This is a genomic window from Streptacidiphilus fuscans, assembly GCF_015690355.1.
In the GTDB taxonomy this organism is placed as follows: Bacteria; Actinomycetota; Actinomycetes; order Streptomycetales; family Streptomycetaceae; genus Streptacidiphilus; species Streptacidiphilus fuscans.
This window is the reverse complement of sequence record NZ_JADPRT010000002.1, coordinates 273,831-292,352: the sequence shown is the minus strand read 5'-3', so window position 1 is coordinate 292,352 and position 18,522 is coordinate 273,831. Positions and strand designations below refer to the sequence as shown.

Here is an 18,522-nt window from a genome sequence, read left to right as displayed (position 1 = left end):
TGCGCGGTGCCCCCACCTTTCAGGGATCACGTCGGGGATGACGAATCCCGGACCGGAGGATTACAGCTCCGGGTACAGCGGGTGCTTCGCGGCCAGCGCGCTCACGCGGGCGGACAGCTCGGCGGCCTTGGCGTCGTCGAAGGACGGCTTGAGCGCCTCGGCGATGATGTCGGCGACCTCGCGGAAGTCCTCGGCCTGGAAACCGCGGGTGGCCAGCGCCGGGGCGCCGATCCGCAGGCCGGAGGTGACCATCGGCGGACGCGGGTCGAACGGGACCGCGTTGCGGTTGACCGTGATGCCGACCGCGTGCAGACGGTCCTCGGCCTGCTGGCCGTCGAGCTCGGACTTGCGCAGGTCCACCAGGACCAGGTGCACGTCGGTGCCGCCGGACAGCACGGAGACGCCCGCCTCGACCGCGTCCGGCTGGGTGAGCCGCTCGGCGAGGATCTTGGCGCCTTCCAGGGTGCGGCGCTGGCGGTCCTTGAACTCCTCCGAGGCGGCGACCTTGAAGGACACGGCCTTGGCGGCGATCACGTGCTCCAGCGGACCACCCTGCTGGCCAGGGAAGACCGCGGAGTTGATCTTCTTGGCGTACTCGGCCTTGCAGAGGATCACGCCACCGCGCGGACCGCCCAGGGTCTTGTGCGTGGTGGTGGTGACCACGTCCGCGTAGGGCACCGGGGACGGGTGCAGCCCGGCGGCGACCAGGCCAGCGAAGTGGGCCATGTCGACCATGAGCAGCGCGCCGACCTCGTCGGCGATCCGGCGGAACTCGGCGAAGTCCAGCTGGCGCGGGTAGGCGGACCAGCCGGCGACGATCAGCTTCGGGCGGTGCTCCTTGGCCAGACGCTCGACCTCGGCCATGTCGACCAGGTTGGACTCGGCGTCCACGTGGTAGGCCACCACGTTGTAGAGCTTGCCGGAGAAGTTGATCTTCATGCCGTGGGTCAGGTGGCCACCGTGGGCCAGGTCCAGGCCGAGGATCGTGTCCCCGGGCTGGATCAGCGCGAACATCGCGGCGGCGTTGGCCTGCGCGCCGGAGTGCGGCTGCACGTTGGCGTGCTCGGCGCCGAACAGCGCCTTGATGCGGTCGATCGCGAGCTGCTCGACCACGTCGACGTGCTCGCAGCCGCCGTAGTAGCGGCGGCCGGGGTACCCCTCGGCGTACTTGTTGGTGAGCACCGAGCCCTGGGCCTCCAGAACCGCCACGGGGGCGAAGTTCTCGGAGGCGATCATCTCCAGGGTGGACTGCTGCCGGTGCAGCTCGGCGTCCACCGCGGCGGCGACCTCGGGGTCGAGGCTGTGCAGGGACTGGTTCAGGACGGTCATGACGGTGAGATCCCTCAGGTCGTCGGTCGTCGGACGTCGTTTCGGCGGACGTCTGTTGTCAGCCGCCGGACTTTCAGCCGCCGAACTGGGCGGTGTACTCGTCGGCGCTGAGCAGACCCTCGGGCTCGCCGGCAAGGCGCAGCTTGAACAGCCAACCGTCGGTGAACGCGGCGGAGTTGACCAGGGCCGGGTCGTCGACGACGGCCTGGTTGACCTCGACGACCTCGCCGGCGGCGGGAGTGTAGAGGTCGCTGACGGACTTGGTCGACTCCAGCTCGCCCACGGTCTCGTCAGCCTCGACCACACGGCCGACCTCGGGGAGGTCGACGTACACCACGTCACCGAGCGCGTCGGCGGCGAAGGCGGTGATGCCCACGGTGGCCACGCCGTCCACGGCGGCGGTCAGCCACTCGTGCTCCTTGCTGTACGTGAGGTTCTGGGGGTTGCTCATGACGTGATTCTCCCGGATGAGGTGTGGGTACGGCGAAACGGGGGTCGGCGACCCCGGGCGTGTTCTGCGAGGTGGACCGGCAGGTCGACCTTCGCGAGGGAGTGCTAGGGAGTGCGAGGGAGCACGGAGGCGCCGGTCGGACTAGCGGGCGCGCTTGTAGAACGGCAGCGCGACAACCTCGACCGGCTCGTGCGTGCCGCGCACGTCGACGAAGACGGAGGCGCCGGGCGTGGCGTGGGCGGCGTCGACGTAGGCCATGGCGATCGGCTTGCCCAGCGTCGGGGACGGCGCGCCCGAGGTGATCGAGCCGATGACGGCGCCAGCGGCGTCCACCACGTTCATCTCGGCGCGCGGCACGCGACGGCCGGGGGAGACCAGGCCGACCAGGACCCGCGGCGGGTTGGCGAGCGCCTGCTCGGCGGCCTTCTCCAGCGCCTCGCGGCCGACGAACGCGCCCTCGTTGGTGGTCTTGTCGAAGCGGACCACGCGGCCCAGACCGGCGTCGAACGGGGTCAGCTCGGTGGTCAGCTCGTGACCGTAGAGCGGCATCCCGGCCTCCAGGCGCAGGGTGTCGCGGCAGGAGAGGCCACAGGGGATCAGGCCCTGGGAGGAGCCGGCCTCGGTCAGCGCGGTCCACACGTGCTCGGCGTCGCCGGGGGCGAGGAAGAGCTCGAAGCCGTCCTCGCCGGTGTAGCCCGTGCGGGCGAGCAGGGCCGGACGGCCGGCCACGGTGGCGGGCAGAGCGGTGTAGTACTTCAGCCCCGGCAGGTCGGCGTCGGTCAGCGAGCCGAGGATCGCAGGGGAGTTCGGGCCCTGGACGGCGATCAGCGCGTAGGCGTCGCGGTCGTCGCGCACGGTGGCGTCGAAGCCGTCGGCGCGGGCGGTCAGCTCGTCGAGGACCAGCTGGGCGTTGGAGGCGTTGGCGACGACCATGAACTCGGCCTCGCCGGTGCGGTAGACGATCAGGTCGTCCAGGATGCCGCCGTCCGCGGCGCAGATCATGGTGTAGCGGGCCTTGTTGACCGCGAGTGCGGAGACGAAGCCGACCAGCGCGTGGTCGAGCATCTCGCCGGCCTGCGGACCGCTGACGGTGATCTCGCCCATGTGCGACAGGTCGAAGAGACCGGCCTGGGTACGGACGGCGGTGTGCTCCTCGCGCTCGCTGCCGTAGCGCAGCGGCATGTCCCAGCCCGCGAAGTCGGTCATGGTGGCGCCGAGGGAGCGGTGGAGGCTGTCCAGCGCGGTCAGGCGGAGAGACATTCGGTGATCTCCTAGCAATCAGGGCATGCTGCGGCAGGGCCCTCCCGCTCTGTCGCTGCGACCTGAGAGCTTCACCGCGCCGACGCGCGGGGCGTGGGCGGCTTGCACCGTGGGTGGACCAGCGCGGTACGGAGCCACGACGCGGACGGTGTCGTCCGCGCCCTCTCCGTCGCTTCCTGCGACTGGTCGCTTTCCAGAACTGCCTCGCCCGTGCGGTGTGGTGCCTGAGAGATTCGGGGGAGGCCTTGCTCCTTCGGCGCCAGCGTACTCCCGCTGCGCAACCGCTGGTGCGGTGGGTGCAGGGGTGTCGCCGAGCTCTCCCGCGCGGGTTCGAACGGCCGGTATGCGATTGTGGGTGGGCTCATCATGGCATGGCGCCGGGGCTGTGGCGAACAAGCTGTGGCGTACGGGCCCCGGCGGACAAGCTGCGGCGAACGACAGGCGTAACGGGCGGAGGACGAGGGTGGATCAGTACGCGGGCATCCCGCAGCAGGGGGCGCACCAGTTCGGGCAGCCGGGGAGCTGGCCGGAGAACGAGCTGGAGCTGGCGCTGGCCGCGTCGGTGGGCGACCCCGGGGCCACGCCCCGGTTGATGGAGGTGCTCGGCCGCAGCCAGGTCTGGGTCCCCCTGCCCGCCGGGCCGACCCGGGACGGCGTCACCCTCGACATGCCCACCACGGAGCTGGCCGGGCAGCCGTTCGTCCCGGTCTTCAGCTCGGAGTCGCAGCTGAAGGCGGTCGCGGGCGACACCATGCCCTACGCGATCGCGCCGGTGCGCGAGCTGGCCCGCGGTCTGCCGCAGGGTGTCGGCATCGCGGTGAACCCGGAGGGCGCGGTCGGCCTGCCGGTCCCCGCCGCCGGTGTCCCCGACCTGTGCGGCGGCGGTGACGAGGGCGTCCGCGCCACGGCGTGGGAGCCGGAGCCGCACGAGGAGCCGTACGACTTCCTGGCCGCCGCGGCGAGCGAACTCGCCGTGCTGCCCGTGGTGCTGACGGCACGTCGGGCGCTGGTGCAGGTCGAGGGCGACGCGCCGAAGCTGTTCGTGGGCGTGCAGCTGGCCCGGTACGAGCCGGGCGACCACGAGGCGGTGGGCCTGGCGCTCGGGCGTGCGCTCGGCGTGGCCCCGCTGGGGTACGAGGTCTCCCTGATCCTGCTGGACGTGGTGGCCGAGGACCCGACCGTGCAGTGGATGCTGTCGACGGTCACCCCTTTCTACGCGCAGGGGTGATCTCCGCGCAGGGGTGACCCCTCGGGTCCTCCGAACGAACAGCGACGGGCGAGGCGTGACGGGTGAGGCGTAGGGAGGACTTCCCTACGCCTCACCCGTCTGCGAGCTGCCGCGGCGCCAGGCGCGCGGTGCGCGCAGGTTGTAGTGCAGCGCCAGCATCCGCAGGCCGAACGCGACCAGCGTGGCGGCGGTGCCGGTCACGGCGTTGAGGTCGTCGAAGGCGATGAGCGCGGCGGTGATGCCCGCTCCCAGCATGGCCGGGACGGCGTAGAGCGACCGGTCCCACCGCAGCAGCGACGGCGTCTCCATGGCCAGCAGGTCGCGGATGACGCCGCCGCCGACCGCGGTGATCAGCCCGAGTGCCACCGAGGCGATCACGCCCAGGCCGTAGTCGTGCGCCTTGGCGGTCCCGGTGACGGCGAAGAGGCCCAGGCCCAGGGCGTCGAGGGTCTGCACGGTGCGGTTGATCCGGGTGACCTCGGGGTGGAGGAAGAAGACCACCGTCGCGGCGAGCAGCGGGGTCAGGAAGTAGCCGGTGTTGGTGAACGCCACCGGCGGTACCGCGCCGATGATCAGGTCGCGGATGACCCCGCCGCCGAGCGCCGTCGCCTCGGCGAGCACCGCCATGCCGAACACGTCGAAGTTCTTGCGCACGGCCAGGAGGCTGCCGGACAGGGCGAAGACGAAGATGCCGGAGACGTCGAGCACCTGCTCGACGTCCGGGGCGAAGATCTGGGAGGCCACGTCGCCTTTTCTACAGGGTGCGACCTGGTGGGCGGGGGAGCGCGGGGCCGGGGTGCGCGTTCACACAGCCTGCTCACAGCCTTCGCGAAGTCACCGTGCGGCCTTCTGTGAATCTTTCGAAAGAGGGCCCTTTTGAATGTGTCCATTCATCTCGACAAGGCTCTCCGTCCCACGGGCCCCGGAAAGCCCGTTTGTCTCACATAGTGAATCGCGGAACGTTTCTTGGCATTGAGCACCATCGGAAGGGGTGTCTCCGACAAATGCGGGCAAACCGGGCGAAATGCTTGATCACAAGCACCCCGTTTGGCCCGTGTCAAGTCTATATAAGGCAGCAAAACGGACATTGGATCACAACAGCTGTATCTCGCATGATCTCATTCTGGTTTCGGCGGCTCGCGGCCTCTTGAGCAGAGAAAAGCCACGTGCGTAGAGTCCCCTCACCGCGCCGCGCCATGCACACCTGAACTGAGATCCGGGGATGTCCGCACCATGACCAAGCAACCCCAACCGACCGATCCCGCAGGGGAATCGTCGACCCTGGTGGCTGAACCTACGGCCGAACAAGAGGCTCCGGCGGTCCTGGCGGACTCCTCCGCAGGCCGTTCGCCGGCACAGCAGGCCTGGACGCGACTGAAGCGCGACCGTGCCTCGATGATCGCTCTGGTCGTCACCGTGCTATTCATTCTGGCTGCCGTTTGCTCGCCGCTTCTCTCCTCCGTGGAGGGCTGGGGGCCGATACAGCCGGACCTGAAGGCCATCAATCCGGACACGGGTAATTTCCCGATCGGATCATTCGGTGGCGTCAGTGGTCACCACTGGCTCGGAGTCGAGCCCGGAACCGGTTTCGACGTGTTCTCCCGGCTGATCTACGGCCTTCGGACGTCGCTGATCGTGGCCATTACCGCGGCGGTCATCTCCACGGTTATCGGCGTGGTGGTCGGCCTCGCGGCGGGCTACTTCGGCGGCAAGATCGACACCGCGCTCAACTGGATCATGAACGTCATGCTCGCGTTCCCGCAGCTGCTGTTCATCATCGCGGTGACCCCGGTGATCACCAACGCCTTCACCACCAACGCCCACGGCGGCACCAGCGAGACGCTGCAGCTCAGCGCCATCATCGCGATCATCGCGCTGTTCGGCTGGGCCTACACCGCCCGACTGGTGCGCGGTCAGGTGCTCTCCCTGCGTGAGCGGGAGTTCATCGACGCGGCGCGGATCATGGGCGCCGGCTGGCGGCACATCCTGTTCAAGCAGCTGCTGCCGAACCTCTGGGCGCCGATCCTGATCTCCTTCGCGCTGGCGGTGCCGATCAACATCGCCACCGAGGCGGCCCTCTCCTTCCTGGGTGTCGGCGTCGTCCCGCCCAACCCCGACCTGGGCGGGATGCTCAACGCGGCCACCCAGTACTACCTCTACGACCCGACCTACCTGGCCGTGCCCGGCGTGGCCCTCCTGGTCGTGGTCCTGGCGATGAACCTCCTGGGTGACGGCGTCCGCGACGCGCTCGACCCGCGGGCCAACCGCAGCTGAACTTCCGCACCTCCGGGCCGACCCACCCGTCGGCCGGGCGAGGCGGGGCAACCAAGAAGACAAAGAGGAGACTCACCCATGATGCGCAGCAAGCGCACGGTCACCATGACCGCTATCGCGATATCCGTCGCCTTGGGGGCCAGCGCCTGTGGTGGCGGCGGAAGCACCACCGGTGGAGCGCCCACCAAGGGCGGCACCCTGACGTACTACGCGCCCAGCGACTTCGACCACGTCGACCCGGGGCGTACCTACACCACCCAGGGCCAGAACATCGGTCGTGAGATCTACCGCTCGCTGACCGGTTGGACCCAGGACGCCAGCAACCCGGACGCCACCCCGAAGCTCGTGGGTGACCTGGCGACCGACACCGGCACCGCGTCCAACGGCGACAAGACCTGGACCTTCCACATCCGTCCGGGCGTCAAGTGGCAGGACGGCACGACCGTCACGTCGCAGGACGTCAAGTACGGCGTCGAGCGCACCTTCGACCCGGACCTGTCCGGTGGCCCGACCTACGCGCAGCAGTGGCTGGCTGGCGACAAGGGCTACAAGGGCCCGACCAAGAGCGGCGACCTGGCCTCGATCCAGACCCCCGACGCCAGCACGATCGTCTTCCAGCTGAGCACCCCGGTCAACGACTTCAACCAGGCCACCGCCATGACCTGGTCCTCGGCGGTGCCGAAGGCGAAGGACACGGGCGCGACCTACGACACGCACGTGTGGTCGGACGGCCCCTACGAGCTCAAGTCCTACACCCAGGGCAAGGAGCTCATCCTGGTCAAGAACCCGGAGTGGTCGAAGGCCAACGACCCGCTGCGGGACCAGAACGTCGACGAGATCGACGTCAAGATGGGCCAGGACATGGCGTCCATCGACCAGCTGATGAAGGCCGACGGTCCGGACGCGCAGAACGCGATCATCGAGGACCCGATCGCGGGCACCGACCTGAACTCCTTCGTCAACGACCCGACGCTGCAGTCGCGTCTGCACAAGATCGCCGCCCCCGGCACCAACTACATGGCCATCAACACCACCACGGTGAAGAGCCTCCAGGTGCGTCAGGCGATCGAGTACGCGATCAACAAGCAGACCGTCCGCGGCGCCTTCGGCGGCGAGGCCTACGGTCCCTACGCCACGGTCTTCCTGCCGCCGGGCACCCAGGGCCGCCAGGACAACGCGGCGCCGTACGGCAGCGACCCGGCCGGTGACCTGACCAAGGCCAAGGCGCTCATGGCGCAGGCCGGCGTCAAGAACCTGACCCTGTCGCTGGCGGTCGAGGCCACCCCGACCCAGGGCAAGGTCGCCACCGCGATCGCCAACTCCCTGGCGCAGATCGGCATCACGGTCAACATCAAGCAGATCGACCGTGGTACCTACTTCAACACTGTCGGGAACCTGTCCAACCACTACGACCTGATCTGGGGTGACTGGATCGCCGACTGGCCGAACGCCAGCACGATCCTGCCGCCGCTCTTCGACGGCCGCCAGATCATCCCCCAGGGCAACCAGGTCTTCTCGCAGCTGCAGGACCCGGCCGCCGAGGCGCAGATGGACAACATCAACAAGATGGCCGACCCGAACCAGGCCAACGCCGCCTGGGGCGCGCTCGACACCCAGCTGCTGCAGAACGACGCCGCGGTCGTGCCGCTGGTCTACATGACCTTCTACGAGCTGCAGGGCAAGAACGTCGGCGGTCGTCCCACCGACCCCGAGCTCGCGGTTATGAACCTCGCGCACGTCTTCGTGAAGCAGTAACACCCCCGGGTCCGGGCGGCGGCGTACCCGCCGCCGCCCGGACCCACGTCCGAACCATCACTCCGCGCGCAGGTCACACCCGGCCGCCCGAAGCGAGAGGGAGGCGGGCCAGGCAGAGCCCGGTCCAAGCACCACATGACTCGTTATCTGATCCGGCGCTTGCTCAGCGCCTTCACCATCATCCTGATGGTCAGCCTCGTTACCTTCCTCATCTTTTTCGCGGTGCCCAGCAACCCGGCCGTCCTGGCCTGTGGCAAGGCCTGCAACCCGGGCCGCATCCTGGAGATCAAGCACTCCCTGGGGCTCGACAAGAGCCTCTTCACGCAGTACTTCGAGTTCCTCAAGGGCGTCTTCGCCGGCCGGACCATCGGTGACGGGGCGACCGCGGTCCAGTGCCCGGCTCCCTGCCTGGGCATCTCGTTCCACGACGACTCCAACGTCTACCAGACCCTGATGAACCGTCTGCCCGCGGACATCTCGCTGGCGTTCGGTGCGGCCGTGGCCTTCCTGATCACCGGTGTGGGCCTCGGCATCCTCGCGGCCATCCGCAAGGGCAAGCTGGTGGACAAGGTCGCCGTCGGACTGGCGATGGTCGGTATCTCGCTGCCGATCTACTTCCTCGCGCTGGTGCTGCAGTACTTCTTCGTGGACAAGTGGCAGCTGCTGCCGACCCCGAACTACTCCCCGATCTCGCAGGGCTTCGGCCAGTGGTTCCAGGGCCTTCTGCTCCCCTGGGCCTCGCTGACCATCGGCTTCCTCGCGTACTACACCCGGCTCACCCGCTCCAGCATGCTGGAGACCCTGGGCGAGGACTTCATCCGCACCGCCCGTGCCAAGGGCCTGGGCCAGCGAACCCTGATCTTCAAGCACGCGCTGCGCGCCGCGATCACGCCGATCGTCACCATCTTCGGCATGGACTTCGCCACCCTGGTGGGCGGTTCGGCAGTCATCACCGAAAGCGTCTTCGGCATCCCCGGCATCGGCCAGCTGGCCGTCAACGCCGTGGAGAACGTCGACCTCCCCGTCATCATGGCCACCACGCTCTTCGCCGCCGTGGCCGTCGTGCTCGCCAACGTCGTCGTCGACGTGGTGTACGGCATCATCGACCCCCGCGTCCGCCTCGCCTGAGCAGCCGGGCCAGAACCATCCGGCGCGGGTCGGCGATCCCGACCCCCTGTCGACTGAGGAACTACCAGTGGCCATCGAAATCTCGCCGCAAGCCGTCCCTGTCAGCCCGCCGTCCACCTTCCTGGAGGTGCGCGACCTGAAGGTGCACTTCCCGACCGAGGACGGACTCGTCAAGTCCGTGGACGGGGTCTCCTTCAACCTGGAGCACGGCAAGACCCTGGGCATCGTGGGCGAGTCCGGCTCCGGAAAGTCCGTCACCAGCCTTGCCCTGCTCGGTCTCCACAAGGGAACGAGGGCGAAGGTCTCCGGCGAGATCTGGCTCGACGGCGACGAGCTCGTCGCGCTCGACGAGCGCGAGATGCGCCCGCTGCGCGGCAACAAGGTGTCCATGATCTTCCAGGACCCGCTCTCCGCGCTCCACCCGTTCTTCACCGTGGGCTCGCAGATCGCCGAGGCGTACCGGGTCCACCACAAGGTCTCCAAGAAGGAGGCCAACGTCCGCGCGGTCGACATGCTCAAGCGCGTCGGCATCCCGCAGCCGGAGCGGCGTGCGAAGAGCTACCCGCACGAGTTCTCCGGCGGTATGCGCCAGCGCGCCATGATCGCCATGTCGCTGGTCTGCGACCCGCAGCTGCTGATCGCCGACGAGCCGACCACCGCCCTGGACGTCACCGTCCAGGCGCAGATCCTGGACCTGATCCGGGACCTGCAGGAGGAGTTCGGCTCGGCGGTCATCATCATCACCCACGACCTGGGTGTGGTCGCCGAGATCGCCGACGACATCCTGGTGATGTACGGCGGCCGGCGCATCGAGTACGGCAGCGTGCACGAGGTGCTCAAGGCCCCCGAGCACCCGTACACCTGGGGCCTGCTCCAGTCGATGCCGCACCTCGGCGGCGACGTCAACGAGCGGCTCAACCCGATCCCTGGTTCCCCGCCCAGCCTGATCAACCTCCCGAGCGGTTGCGCCTTCAACCCCCGGTGCGCCTTCAAGGACCAGGTCCCGGACGGGCGTTGCATGTCGGAGCGGCCCGAGCTGCTGCCGGTGCTCGACTCGGACCGCCACATCGCGGCGTGTCACCTCAGCGGGGAGAGCAAGATCGAGATCCGCAAGGCCGCGAAGTAAGCCGCGGACGAACAGGAGCATGCCGTGAGCACCACCGACACCGACACCATTCCTGGCCCCCGCGACGGGGCTACTCCGGGGGCTTCCGAGGGCGAGGCGCTGCTTGAGGTCAAGGACCTCAAGATGCACTTCCCGATCCGTCAGGGCATCGTCTGGCAGCGGCAGATCGGCGCGGTCAAGGCCGTCGACGGTCTCGACTTCAGCGTCAGCGCCGGTCAGTCGCTCGGCCTTGTGGGGGAGTCGGGCTGTGGCAAGTCGACCACCGGCCGACTGGTCACCCGTCTGCTGGAGCCGACCGGCGGCACCATCCGCTTCGACGGCGAGGACATCACGCACAAGCGCGTCTCCTCGATGCGGGCCGCCCGTCAGAACCTGCAGATGATCTTCCAGGACCCGTACTCGTCGCTGAACCCGCGGCACACGGTCGGGACCATCATCGAGACCCCGATGAGGCTCAACGGGATCAACCCCGAGGGCGGCCACCGCAAGCGGGCCCAGGAGCTGCTGGAGATCGTCGGTCTCAACCCGGAGCACTACAACCGCTACCCGAACGAGTTCTCCGGCGGCCAGCGCCAGCGCATCGGCATCGCCCGCGCGCTCGCGCTCAAGCCGAAGCTGATCGTCGCGGACGAGCCGGTCTCCGCGCTGGACGTGTCCATCCAGGCGCAGGTGGTCAACCTGCTCCAGGACCTGCAGCGCGAGTTCAACCTGGCGTTCGTCTTCATCGCGCACGACCTCGCGGTGGTCCGCCACTTCTCCGAGCGCGTCGCGGTGATGTACCTCGGCAAGATCGTCGAGGTCGCCGACCGGGAGACGCTCTACTCCCGTCCGCAGCACCCGTACACCCACGCGCTGCTCTCGGCGGTCCCCGAGGCCGACCCGGACAGTGAGTCGCGCCGCGAGCGGATCCGCCTCACCGGCGACGTGCCGAGCCCGATCAACCCGCCGTCGGGTTGCCGGTTCCGCACCCGCTGCTGGAAGGCGCAGGACATCTGCGCCAGCCAGGAGCCGCCGCTGGTGCAGCTGGTCGGCTCGGCCGAGGGCCACCAGGCCGCCTGCCACTTCCCCGAGGTCAAGCAGGTCGTCGCGCCGGAGGAGATCCCCTCCGCGCCCGCGTCGGCGGAGTGACACCGACTGGTCAGTCGTCGAGCGGGGCCGATCCGGATGCGTCCGGGTCGGCCCCGTTCGGGCTTTCCTGAGGGTGCGTCAACTGCGTCAACTGCCTGAACTGCGTCAACTGCTGGACGGGGCAAGGTCGACGTCGCGTTCCCGGTCGTAGAAGGCCGGGACGCGGGCGGAGAGCCAGGTGGCCACCGGGTCGTACGGGTCGGACATCGCCACCGTCGACAGCGGGAGCTCCTCCGGGGCCGACGTCAGTGAGCGCTCGACCATCTGCCGGACCGTCTCCGCCGCCGCGGCCGACGCGTCGTGCAGGTCCAGCCCGATGACCAGGTAAGGGTCGCCCCAGGAGGGTTCCACCCAGGCCCGGCGCAGCGTGCGGACCGCGGGCGTCTCGCGGGCCTCGGCGGTGAGCCGGTCGCAGAACGGGGTGAGCGCCGCCATCGAGCTCACGCTCGACGGTACGGCGGGCGGGGGAGAGCCGACCGCGGTCAGGTTCAGCGGCCCCGCGGGGAGCCGGTCGAGTCCACCGGCGACGCGTCTCAGGTCCGCCCACGGGATGCCGACCCCGCCGCCCGGCTGGTGCGGGTTGAGCCAGAGTCCCCAACGCTCGTGGTAGAGCGCCGAGGCGACCTCGGGCCCCGAGCAGACCTTGTGCTGCCGGGTCCATCCGCAGGCCGCGAGCTGCTCGGCGGAGGTGACGCAGGGCGCGTAGCCGTAGCCGCCGACCTCAAGGCTGCCGTACTGGGCGTCCGGGCTGCCGGGGGTGCCGTGCCAGAGCAGCATCCACAGCTCCCCCTGGGCGATGGCCTGGAGCAGCGCTTCGTAGCGGTCGTACCGACCCGGCAAGACCTCCTGCAAGGCCTGCTCGATCATGGCTTCGCGCCCCCTTCCTGGTCCGCCCGGGTCTTGTGCCGTGCCGCTCGTGCTGCCGGTGCCGCTCGTACTGCCTGAACTGCTGTGTGAACTGCCGTGATGGTGCCGCCCGCCACAGCGTAGGGGCGGGGCAGGGAGGAGATCATCCGGTCCTCATCCGGTCCGGCCGCCGTACTCGTGGGAGATCGCCTCCGCCGTGGCCAGCAGGTCGGGGATCAGGCGACGCAGTGCGCTCAGCGGCGCGACCACGGTCGGGGTGGAGATGGAGCAGGCGGCGATCACCTGTCGGTCGATACCCCGGATCGGCACGGCCACACAGTTGACGCTTTCTTCGTACTCGCTGCGGTCCATGGCCCAGCCCTGGTCCCGTACCGACTCCAGTTCGGCCAGCAACGCCTCCGGCGTGCGCAGCGAGCGCGGCGTGTACGCCGGGTACTCCAGCCGCCGGGCCAGCTCCGTCCGGCGGCCCTCCGGCAGACCGGCCAGCAGCACCTTGCCCACGGCGGACGCGGTCAGCGGCGCGCGCTTGCCGATCCGCGAGTACATCCGCACCGGGTAGCGGCTCTCCAGCTTGTCCACGTAGGTGGCCTCGCCGTCCTCGTAGACGGCCAGATGCACGGTGTGGCCGCAGCGGTCGTTCAGCGCGGCCAGGTGCGGGGCCGCGACGCCGCGCACGTCGATGCTCTCCAGGGCGAGCTGGGCGAGGGAGAAGAGGCGTCCGCCGAGCCGGTAGCGGTAGTCGGCCTGACGGTGCACGAAGCCGTGCTCCTCCAGCGTCCGCAGCAGGCGGAGCGCGGTCGACTTGTGCACCCCGATCCGCGCGGCGGCCTGCTCCAGCGAGACCGGCCCTTCGGCCAGCGACGCGAGCACGGTCAGCGCCCGGTCCACCGACTGCGACATGCCCCGCCCCGTTGTGCTCGACTGCTCTACTCCCCCGACAGTGCTGTGAGCGTAGGGAGGCCATTGCGCGGGCTGCAATGGATGATGCGTATTCGGAACCATTTCGACGTGCGGCCATGGCCCGGCGCGTCCGAATACCGCACCGCCCACCGAGTCTGTCGGTGGGCGCACTACACTTGGGCCGCCATGCCCTACCTCGACCACGCCGCCACCACTCCGATGCTGCCGGAGTCGGCCCAGGCGATGACCGCGCAGTTCGGCAGCACCGGCAATGCCTCGTCCCTGCACGCCGCCGGACGCCGCGCCCGTCGGGTGATCGAGGAGTCCAGGGAGAGCCTTGCCGCGTCCCTCGGCGCCCGCCCGAGCGAGATCGTCTTCACCGGCGGCGGCACCGAGTCGGACAACCTGGCGGTCAAGGGCCTGTTCTGGGCCCGCCGGGACGCCGACCCGGCCCGGCGCCGGATCCTTTGCAGCCCCGTCGAGCACCACGCCGTCCTGGACGCCGTCCTCTGGCTGGAACAGCACGAGGGCGCGCTCGTCGAGTGGCTCCCCGTCGACCCGCTCGGCCGCGTCGTGCCCGAGGACCTGCGCGCGGCGATCGCGAGCAACCCCGCCGACGTCGCGCTGGCGACCGTCATGTGGGCCAACAACGAGGTCGGCACCGTCCAGCCGATCCGCGAACTGGCCGCCGTAGCGCGGGAGTTCGGCGTTCCGATGCACGCAGACGCGGTGCAGGCGTTCGGTCAGCTGCCGCTCTCCTTCGCGGACTCCGGCCTGGACGCGATGACCGTCACCGGCCACAAGATCGGCGGCCCGTACGGCGTCGGCGCGCTGGTGCTGTCCCGTGAGGCCGCCCCGGTCCCGCTGCTGCACGGCGGCGGCCAGGAGCGCGACGTCCGGTCCGGCACCCTCGACGTCCCCGCGACCGCGGGCTTCGCCGCCGCCGCGCGGGTCGCGGTGGACCGGCAGCCGCAGTTCGCCGAGGAGATCGGCCGCCTGCGCGACCAGTTGATCGACGCGGTCCGCGCCGCCGTGCCGGACGCCGTCCTCAACGGCGACCCGAGCCCGGCGGGTCGGCTCAGCGCCAACGCGCACTTCACCTTCCCGGGGTGCGAGGGCGACGCGCTGCTGATGCTGCTCGACGCGCGCGGCATCGAGTGCTCGACCGGCTCCGCCTGCTCGGCCGGGGTGCCGCAGCCCAGCCACGTCCTGCTGGCCATGGGCGCGGAACCGGCGATGGCCCGTGCGTCGCTGCGGTTCTCGCTCGGCCACACCTCCACCGAGGCGGACGTGAAGGCGCTGGCGGAGGCGATCGGCCCGGTCGTCGACCGCGCCCGCCAGGCCGGCGCGGCGACCCGGCGGTAGGGCGGCGCGTTCACCCTGAGGAGGGACGGGTGCGGGTCGGCAGCCCGTACCCTGGTAGGCACTATGTCTGAGTTCCCTGGTGCCCCCGCCCAGCCCGCCGTCGGCCTGCCCGGCGGGCGTCTCCGCGTCCTCGCCGCCATGTCCGGCGGCGTCGACTCCGCCGTCGCCGCCGCGCGCGCGGTCGAAGCGGGACACGAGGTCACCGGCGTGCACCTGGCGCTCTCCAGCAACCCGCAGTCCTTCCGCACCGGCGCGCGCGGCTGCTGCACGCTGGAGGACTCCCGGGACGCGCGTCGCGCGGCCGACGTGATCGGCATCCCCTTCTACGTCTGGGACCTGGCCGAGCGCTTCCGCGAGGACGTGATCGACGACTTCGTCGCCGAGTACGCGGCCGGCCGCACGCCGAACCCCTGCCTGCGCTGCAACGAGAAGATCAAGTTCGCGGCCCTGCTGGACAAGGCGGTCGCCCTCGGCTTCGACGCCGTCTGCACCGGCCACTACGCGCGCGTGGTGGACCTGCCGGGTGGTGGCCGCGAGCTGCACCGGGCCGTCGACCCGGCCAAGGACCAGTCATACGTCCTCGGCGTGCTGGACGCGCAGCAGTTGGCGCACGCGATGTTCCCGCTCGGCGACACGACCAAGGAGCAGGTCCGCGTCGAGGCGGAGCAGCGCGGGTTGGCCGTCGCCAAGAAGCCGGACAGCCACGACATCTGCTTCATCGCCGACGGCGACACCCAGGGCTTTCTCGCCCAGCGGCTCGGTACGTCGGCGGGGGAGATCGTCGACGTCGACGGCACGGTTGTGGGCGAGCACAGCGGCGCCTACGGCTTCACCATCGGCCAGCGCAAGGGCCTCCGCATCGGCCGTCCGGCGTCGGACGGCAAGCCGCGCTACGTCCTGGACATCTCCCCGGTCGACAACCGCGTCACCGTCGGCCCGGCGGAGGCCCTCGACGTCTCCGCGCTGAGCGGGGTCAAGCCCCGCTGGTGCGGCGACGCGGCGCCGGCGGGCACGGCCCGCTACACCGCCCAACTCCGCGCGCACGGCGAGCCGGTCCCGGTCTCGGCTGAGCTTGCCGAGGACGGCGGACTGCGGGTCGTCCTGGACCAGCCACAGCGCGGCATCGCGCCTGGGCAGGCGGTGGTCCTGTACGACGGCACGCGCGTGGTGGGGTCCGCGACGATCGCGAGCACGGAGCGGGCCGCAGCAGAGCTGTAGTTGCAGCACGCTCCAGGGGCGCGGGGAACTGCGCGAGAACCCCCAGTGCGGATGGCCCTGAACGTTCGGGGCTCTACCTGCGTGGGTGGCTTGGCGCGCAGTTCCCCGCGCCCCTGGCATGCTGCAACTACCTGCGGTAGCGCCCGCCCGCCCTGTCGCGCCCGCGCGTCGGAGCCGCACATCAGCAGAGCCTCGCGCCCCTGGAAGCGCAAATGGCTTGCGTCGTAATGGGATAATCATCGGGTGAATATCACCGTCTTCTGCTCCGCCGCCGACCTCGACGACCGCTACACCGCCCCCGCGCGGGACTTCGCGCGTGCCCTCGGCGCGCACGGGCACACGCTCGTGTGGGGTGGGTCGCACGCGGGTCTGATGGGTGTCCTCGCCGACGAGGCGAAGGCCGCGGGGGCCAAGCTGGTCGGCATCTCCGTCGAGATGCTGCGCCACAAGGCGTACCGGGGTGCGGACGAGCTGATCACCGCCGCGGACCTGCCCGAGCGCAAGACGCTGCTGTTCCAGCGTGCCGACGCGATCGTCGTGCTCGTCGGCGGGCTGGGCACTCTGGACGAGGTCACCGAGGTGCTGGAGCTCAAGAAGCACGGACTGCACGACAAGCCGGTCGTCCTGCTCGACACGGACGGGTTCTACGACGGCATGCGCACCCAGCTGGAGCGGATGGAGAGCGAGGGCTTCCTCCCGCGTCCGGTACGCGAGTTGGTGCGGTTCGCCGCCGACGGCGAAGAGGCGCTGCGCTACGCCGAGGGCGGCGTCTGAGCGGGAACGACGACCCCACCCGACCCCGCGTCGCGCCGTAGCAGACGGCCCAGGCCTTCGCGGGTCGCGACGACGATGACCCGCTCACCGTCACGCAGCTCGCGGCTGTCCTTCGGCGTCCAGTTGAGCCCGGCGCCGCCGTTCTTCCGCGGCGTCGCGACGACCCGCCACGCGCCGGGGCGGAACGCCTGGGTGACCGTGCGTCCGGCGAGTTCGCCGCCGTCCTGCACCGTGACGTCGGCAAGCAGCAGCAGCTCCCGTCGGGCGGGGATCGCGGCCAGGACCTGACGGCCCATCATCGCGGCCGCGAACTCCGGCGCGGCCAGGTAGGAGACGCTGCGGCTGCGGGTACGCGCCTCCGGATGGGCCTGCCGCAGGGCGTCGTAGACGGTGCGGGCGAACGCCTCGTCGAAGAGCCGCAGCACCACCCGCAGGTCCGGGCGCTGCTCGCGGGCGAAGAGGACCGCCTGCAGGTTGGCGCTGTCGTTGTTGGTCAGCGCCGTCAGCGCCGCCGCCCGGTCGCCGCGTGCCGCGCGGAAGACGGACTCGCGGGTGAAGTCGCCGACCACCACCGGTACGCCGAGCGCCCGCATCGCGGCCACCCCCGGTACGGACGCGTTGCGCTCGACGGCGACGACCGGCACCCGCATGTCCACCAGCCGCGAGGCCACCGCGCGTCCGACGTTGCCCAGCCCGATCAGCAGCACGTGGTCCGAGACGGTCCGCCGGACCCGTCGCACGGTCGACGTCGGCCGCACCGCGCCGACGCTGTCCAGGACCACGGCCGCGACCAGGCCGAGCAGCAGCATGCCGGTGAACATCGTGATGATCTGCAGGACCTGCCGGGCCAACGGCTGCCCGAAGGCCGGGTTGCCCGCCGAGCTGAGGTCCAGCAGCACGAGGTAGAGCGAGAGTCCGAGGTTGGTCCCGGTCAACTGCCAGGTGAGCACCGTGAGCAGGGCCACCAGCACGGCCAGCGCCACCGCCGCGACCTGCAGCTTGCGGGAGAAGAAGCCACGGACCATCGCCAGCAACCGCCGTCCGTCCCAGGCCCGTTCGCGTGGCGGTGGCGGCGCGTCCTCCAGGTGGCGCAGGCGCACGACCGTGGTCTTGGCGTCCGAGGGGACGAGGTCGGGGCCGGGCAGCAGGGTGCCGCTGTCCTCGGTGAGCACCGCGATCGGGACGCCCTCGCCGTCCGGCAGGCCGGTCGCGTCCTCCGGCAGTACCTCGGTGACCACGGCGCAGGTGCCGCCGTTGATCGGGATCACCTGACGGTGGCTCGGCAGCGCCGCCGAGACCAGCGCGGGAGCGGCCGTCGCCGACGCGGAGGCGACCGTGGTCGGCGCGTCGTCGCGGTCCAGCAGGGCACGCAGCCGCTGGCCCAGCGCACCGCTGTGGACGCGCAGCGCCAGCCGAACGGTCGGGTTGATGCTGCGGGCGATCAACGCGGCCTGGGTGACCGCCTGGTCGTCGTCCAGGACCAGCGCCAACGCGTCCGCGGACCCGAGGTCCGCCCGGCGCAGCGTCGCGGCGTCCGGCTGCTCGCCGCCGAGCACGGTGATGGGTCCCGTCTCGTCGTGCAGGGCCATGAGTTGTTGGCCGTGGCTCTGGTGCGGCTCGGGGACGATGAGGACCACCCGCTCGCCGTAGAGCGCCGCGAGGTCGGCGGCAAGACGGTGGGTCAGCGCGTCGTTGCCGACCACGACCATGTGACCGCGT

Annotated in this window: 16 protein-coding genes and 1 riboswitch; of the genes, 9 read left to right on the top strand and 7 right to left on the bottom strand. The window is 70.4% G+C overall.

The window, feature by feature from the left end:
• Positions 1 to 60: 60 nt before the first annotated feature.
• From I2501_RS05010 to gcvT, 3 genes are all read right to left on the bottom strand, one after another.
• Positions 61 to 1,329, bottom strand: a complete 1,269-nt coding sequence (locus I2501_RS05010) for a serine hydroxymethyltransferase (RefSeq protein WP_196192589.1) — start codon at positions 1,327 to 1,329, stop codon at positions 61 to 63.
• Positions 1,330 to 1,402: 73 nt separating this feature from the next.
• Positions 1,403 to 1,780, bottom strand: coding sequence for a glycine cleavage system protein GcvH (gene gcvH / locus I2501_RS05005; RefSeq protein ID WP_196192588.1), 378 nt, complete (start codon positions 1,778 to 1,780; stop codon positions 1,403 to 1,405).
• Between the two features lie 141 nt (positions 1,781 to 1,921).
• Entirely contained in the window at positions 1,922 to 3,040 is a 1,119-nt protein-coding gene (gcvT, locus tag I2501_RS05000; RefSeq protein ID WP_196192587.1) for a glycine cleavage system aminomethyltransferase GcvT, read from the bottom strand.
• A 203-nt stretch (positions 3,041 to 3,243) separates the two neighbouring features.
• A riboswitch (glycine riboswitch) is annotated at positions 3,244 to 3,373 on the bottom strand.
• A 130-nt stretch (positions 3,374 to 3,503) separates the two neighbouring features.
• On the opposite strand from gcvT, the gene I2501_RS04995 reads away from it, so the two are divergent.
• Positions 3,504 to 4,268, top strand: a complete 765-nt coding sequence (locus I2501_RS04995) for an enhanced serine sensitivity protein SseB C-terminal domain-containing protein (RefSeq protein ID WP_328806205.1) — start codon at positions 3,504 to 3,506, stop codon at positions 4,266 to 4,268.
• Between the two features lie 84 nt (positions 4,269 to 4,352).
• On the opposite strand, the gene I2501_RS04990 is transcribed toward I2501_RS04995, so the two are convergent.
• On the bottom strand, positions 4,353 to 5,012 hold the full coding sequence (locus tag I2501_RS04990) for a trimeric intracellular cation channel family protein (protein WP_196192585.1): 660 nt from the start codon (positions 5,010 to 5,012) through the stop codon (positions 4,353 to 4,355).
• A gap of 489 nt (positions 5,013 to 5,501) precedes the next feature.
• Between I2501_RS04990 and I2501_RS04985 the strand changes: the two genes are divergently transcribed.
• The 5 genes from I2501_RS04985 (at position 5,502) to I2501_RS04965 (ending at position 11,679) form a co-directional block, all read left to right on the top strand.
• A complete protein-coding gene (locus I2501_RS04985; RefSeq protein WP_196192584.1) occupies positions 5,502 to 6,542 on the top strand; it encodes an ABC transporter permease in 1,041 nt (346 codons plus the stop codon).
• Positions 6,543 to 6,620: 78 nt separating this feature from the next.
• Positions 6,621 to 8,297 carry an ABC transporter substrate-binding protein gene (locus I2501_RS04980; protein WP_196192583.1) on the top strand — a complete coding sequence of 559 codons (1,677 nt, stop codon included), beginning with the start codon at positions 6,621 to 6,623 and terminating at the stop codon, positions 8,295 to 8,297.
• Positions 8,298 to 8,432: 135 nt separating this feature from the next.
• Positions 8,433 to 9,425, top strand: a complete 993-nt coding sequence (locus I2501_RS04975) for an ABC transporter permease (protein ID WP_196192582.1) — start codon at positions 8,433 to 8,435, stop codon at positions 9,423 to 9,425.
• 67 nt (positions 9,426 to 9,492) lie between these two features.
• Positions 9,493 to 10,551 (top strand): ABC transporter ATP-binding protein, encoded by a 1,059-nt coding sequence (locus I2501_RS04970; protein ID WP_196192581.1) that lies wholly within the window; start codon positions 9,493 to 9,495, stop codon positions 10,549 to 10,551.
• Positions 10,552 to 10,575: 24 nt separating this feature from the next.
• The gene (locus tag I2501_RS04965; protein ID WP_196192580.1) at positions 10,576 to 11,679 is read left to right on the top strand and encodes an ABC transporter ATP-binding protein; all 1,104 of its coding nucleotides are present in this window, start codon (positions 10,576 to 10,578) and stop codon (positions 11,677 to 11,679) included.
• Between the two features lie 105 nt (positions 11,680 to 11,784).
• Here the strand turns inward: I2501_RS04965 and I2501_RS04960 are convergent, their stop codons facing one another.
• On the bottom strand, positions 11,785 to 12,546 hold the full coding sequence (locus tag I2501_RS04960; protein WP_196192579.1) for an enhanced serine sensitivity protein SseB C-terminal domain-containing protein: 762 nt from the start codon (positions 12,544 to 12,546) through the stop codon (positions 11,785 to 11,787).
• Between the two features lie 153 nt (positions 12,547 to 12,699).
• Positions 12,700 to 13,446, bottom strand: a complete 747-nt coding sequence (locus I2501_RS04955; protein WP_196192578.1) for an IclR family transcriptional regulator — start codon at positions 13,444 to 13,446, stop codon at positions 12,700 to 12,702.
• A gap of 186 nt (positions 13,447 to 13,632) precedes the next feature.
• On the opposite strand from I2501_RS04955, the gene I2501_RS04950 reads away from it, so the two are divergent.
• From I2501_RS04950 to I2501_RS04940, 3 genes are all read left to right on the top strand, one after another.
• On the top strand, positions 13,633 to 14,811 hold the full coding sequence (locus I2501_RS04950) for a cysteine desulfurase family protein (protein WP_196192577.1): 1,179 nt from the start codon (positions 13,633 to 13,635) through the stop codon (positions 14,809 to 14,811).
• Between the two features lie 63 nt (positions 14,812 to 14,874).
• Positions 14,875 to 16,029, top strand: a complete 1,155-nt coding sequence (gene mnmA, locus I2501_RS04945; protein WP_196192576.1) for a tRNA 2-thiouridine(34) synthase MnmA — start codon at positions 14,875 to 14,877, stop codon at positions 16,027 to 16,029.
• A 243-nt stretch (positions 16,030 to 16,272) separates the two neighbouring features.
• Entirely contained in the window at positions 16,273 to 16,803 is a 531-nt protein-coding gene (locus tag I2501_RS04940; RefSeq protein ID WP_196192575.1) for an LOG family protein, read from the top strand.
• Here I2501_RS04940 and I2501_RS04935 read toward each other — a convergent pair.
• Entirely contained in the window at positions 16,782 to 18,512 is a 1,731-nt protein-coding gene (locus tag I2501_RS04935) for an NAD-binding protein (RefSeq protein ID WP_196192574.1), read from the bottom strand. The genes I2501_RS04940 and I2501_RS04935 overlap by 22 nt on opposite strands.
• Positions 18,513 to 18,522: the final 10 nt, after the last annotated feature.

What these genes read in the sequence shown, in the direction of transcription:
- I2501_RS05010 (WP_196192589.1), bottom strand. Translation starts at nt 1,329, where the DNA reads ATGACCGTCCTGAACCAGTCCCTGCACAGCCTCGACCCCGAGGTCGCC.
- gcvH (WP_196192588.1), bottom strand. Translation starts at nt 1,780, where the DNA reads ATGAGCAACCCCCAGAACCTCACGTACAGCAAGGAGCACGAGTGGCTG.
- gcvT (WP_196192587.1), bottom strand. Translation starts at nt 3,040, where the DNA reads ATGTCTCTCCGCCTGACCGCGCTGGACAGCCTCCACCGCTCCCTCGGC.
- I2501_RS04985 (WP_196192584.1), top strand. Translation starts at nt 5,502, where the DNA reads ATGACCAAGCAACCCCAACCGACCGATCCCGCAGGGGAATCGTCGACC.
- I2501_RS04980 (WP_196192583.1), top strand. Translation starts at nt 6,621, where the DNA reads ATGATGCGCAGCAAGCGCACGGTCACCATGACCGCTATCGCGATATCC.
- I2501_RS04975 (WP_196192582.1), top strand. Translation starts at nt 8,433, where the DNA reads ATGACTCGTTATCTGATCCGGCGCTTGCTCAGCGCCTTCACCATCATC.
- I2501_RS04960 (WP_196192579.1), bottom strand. Translation starts at nt 12,546, where the DNA reads ATGATCGAGCAGGCCTTGCAGGAGGTCTTGCCGGGTCGGTACGACCGC.
- I2501_RS04955 (WP_196192578.1), bottom strand. Translation starts at nt 13,446, where the DNA reads ATGTCGCAGTCGGTGGACCGGGCGCTGACCGTGCTCGCGTCGCTGGCC.
- I2501_RS04950 (WP_196192577.1), top strand. Translation starts at nt 13,633, where the DNA reads ATGCCCTACCTCGACCACGCCGCCACCACTCCGATGCTGCCGGAGTCG.
- mnmA (WP_196192576.1), top strand. Translation starts at nt 14,875, where the DNA reads ATGTCTGAGTTCCCTGGTGCCCCCGCCCAGCCCGCCGTCGGCCTGCCC.
- I2501_RS04935 (WP_196192574.1), bottom strand. Translation starts at nt 18,512, where the DNA reads ATGGTCGTGGTCGGCAACGACGCGCTGACCCACCGTCTTGCCGCCGAC.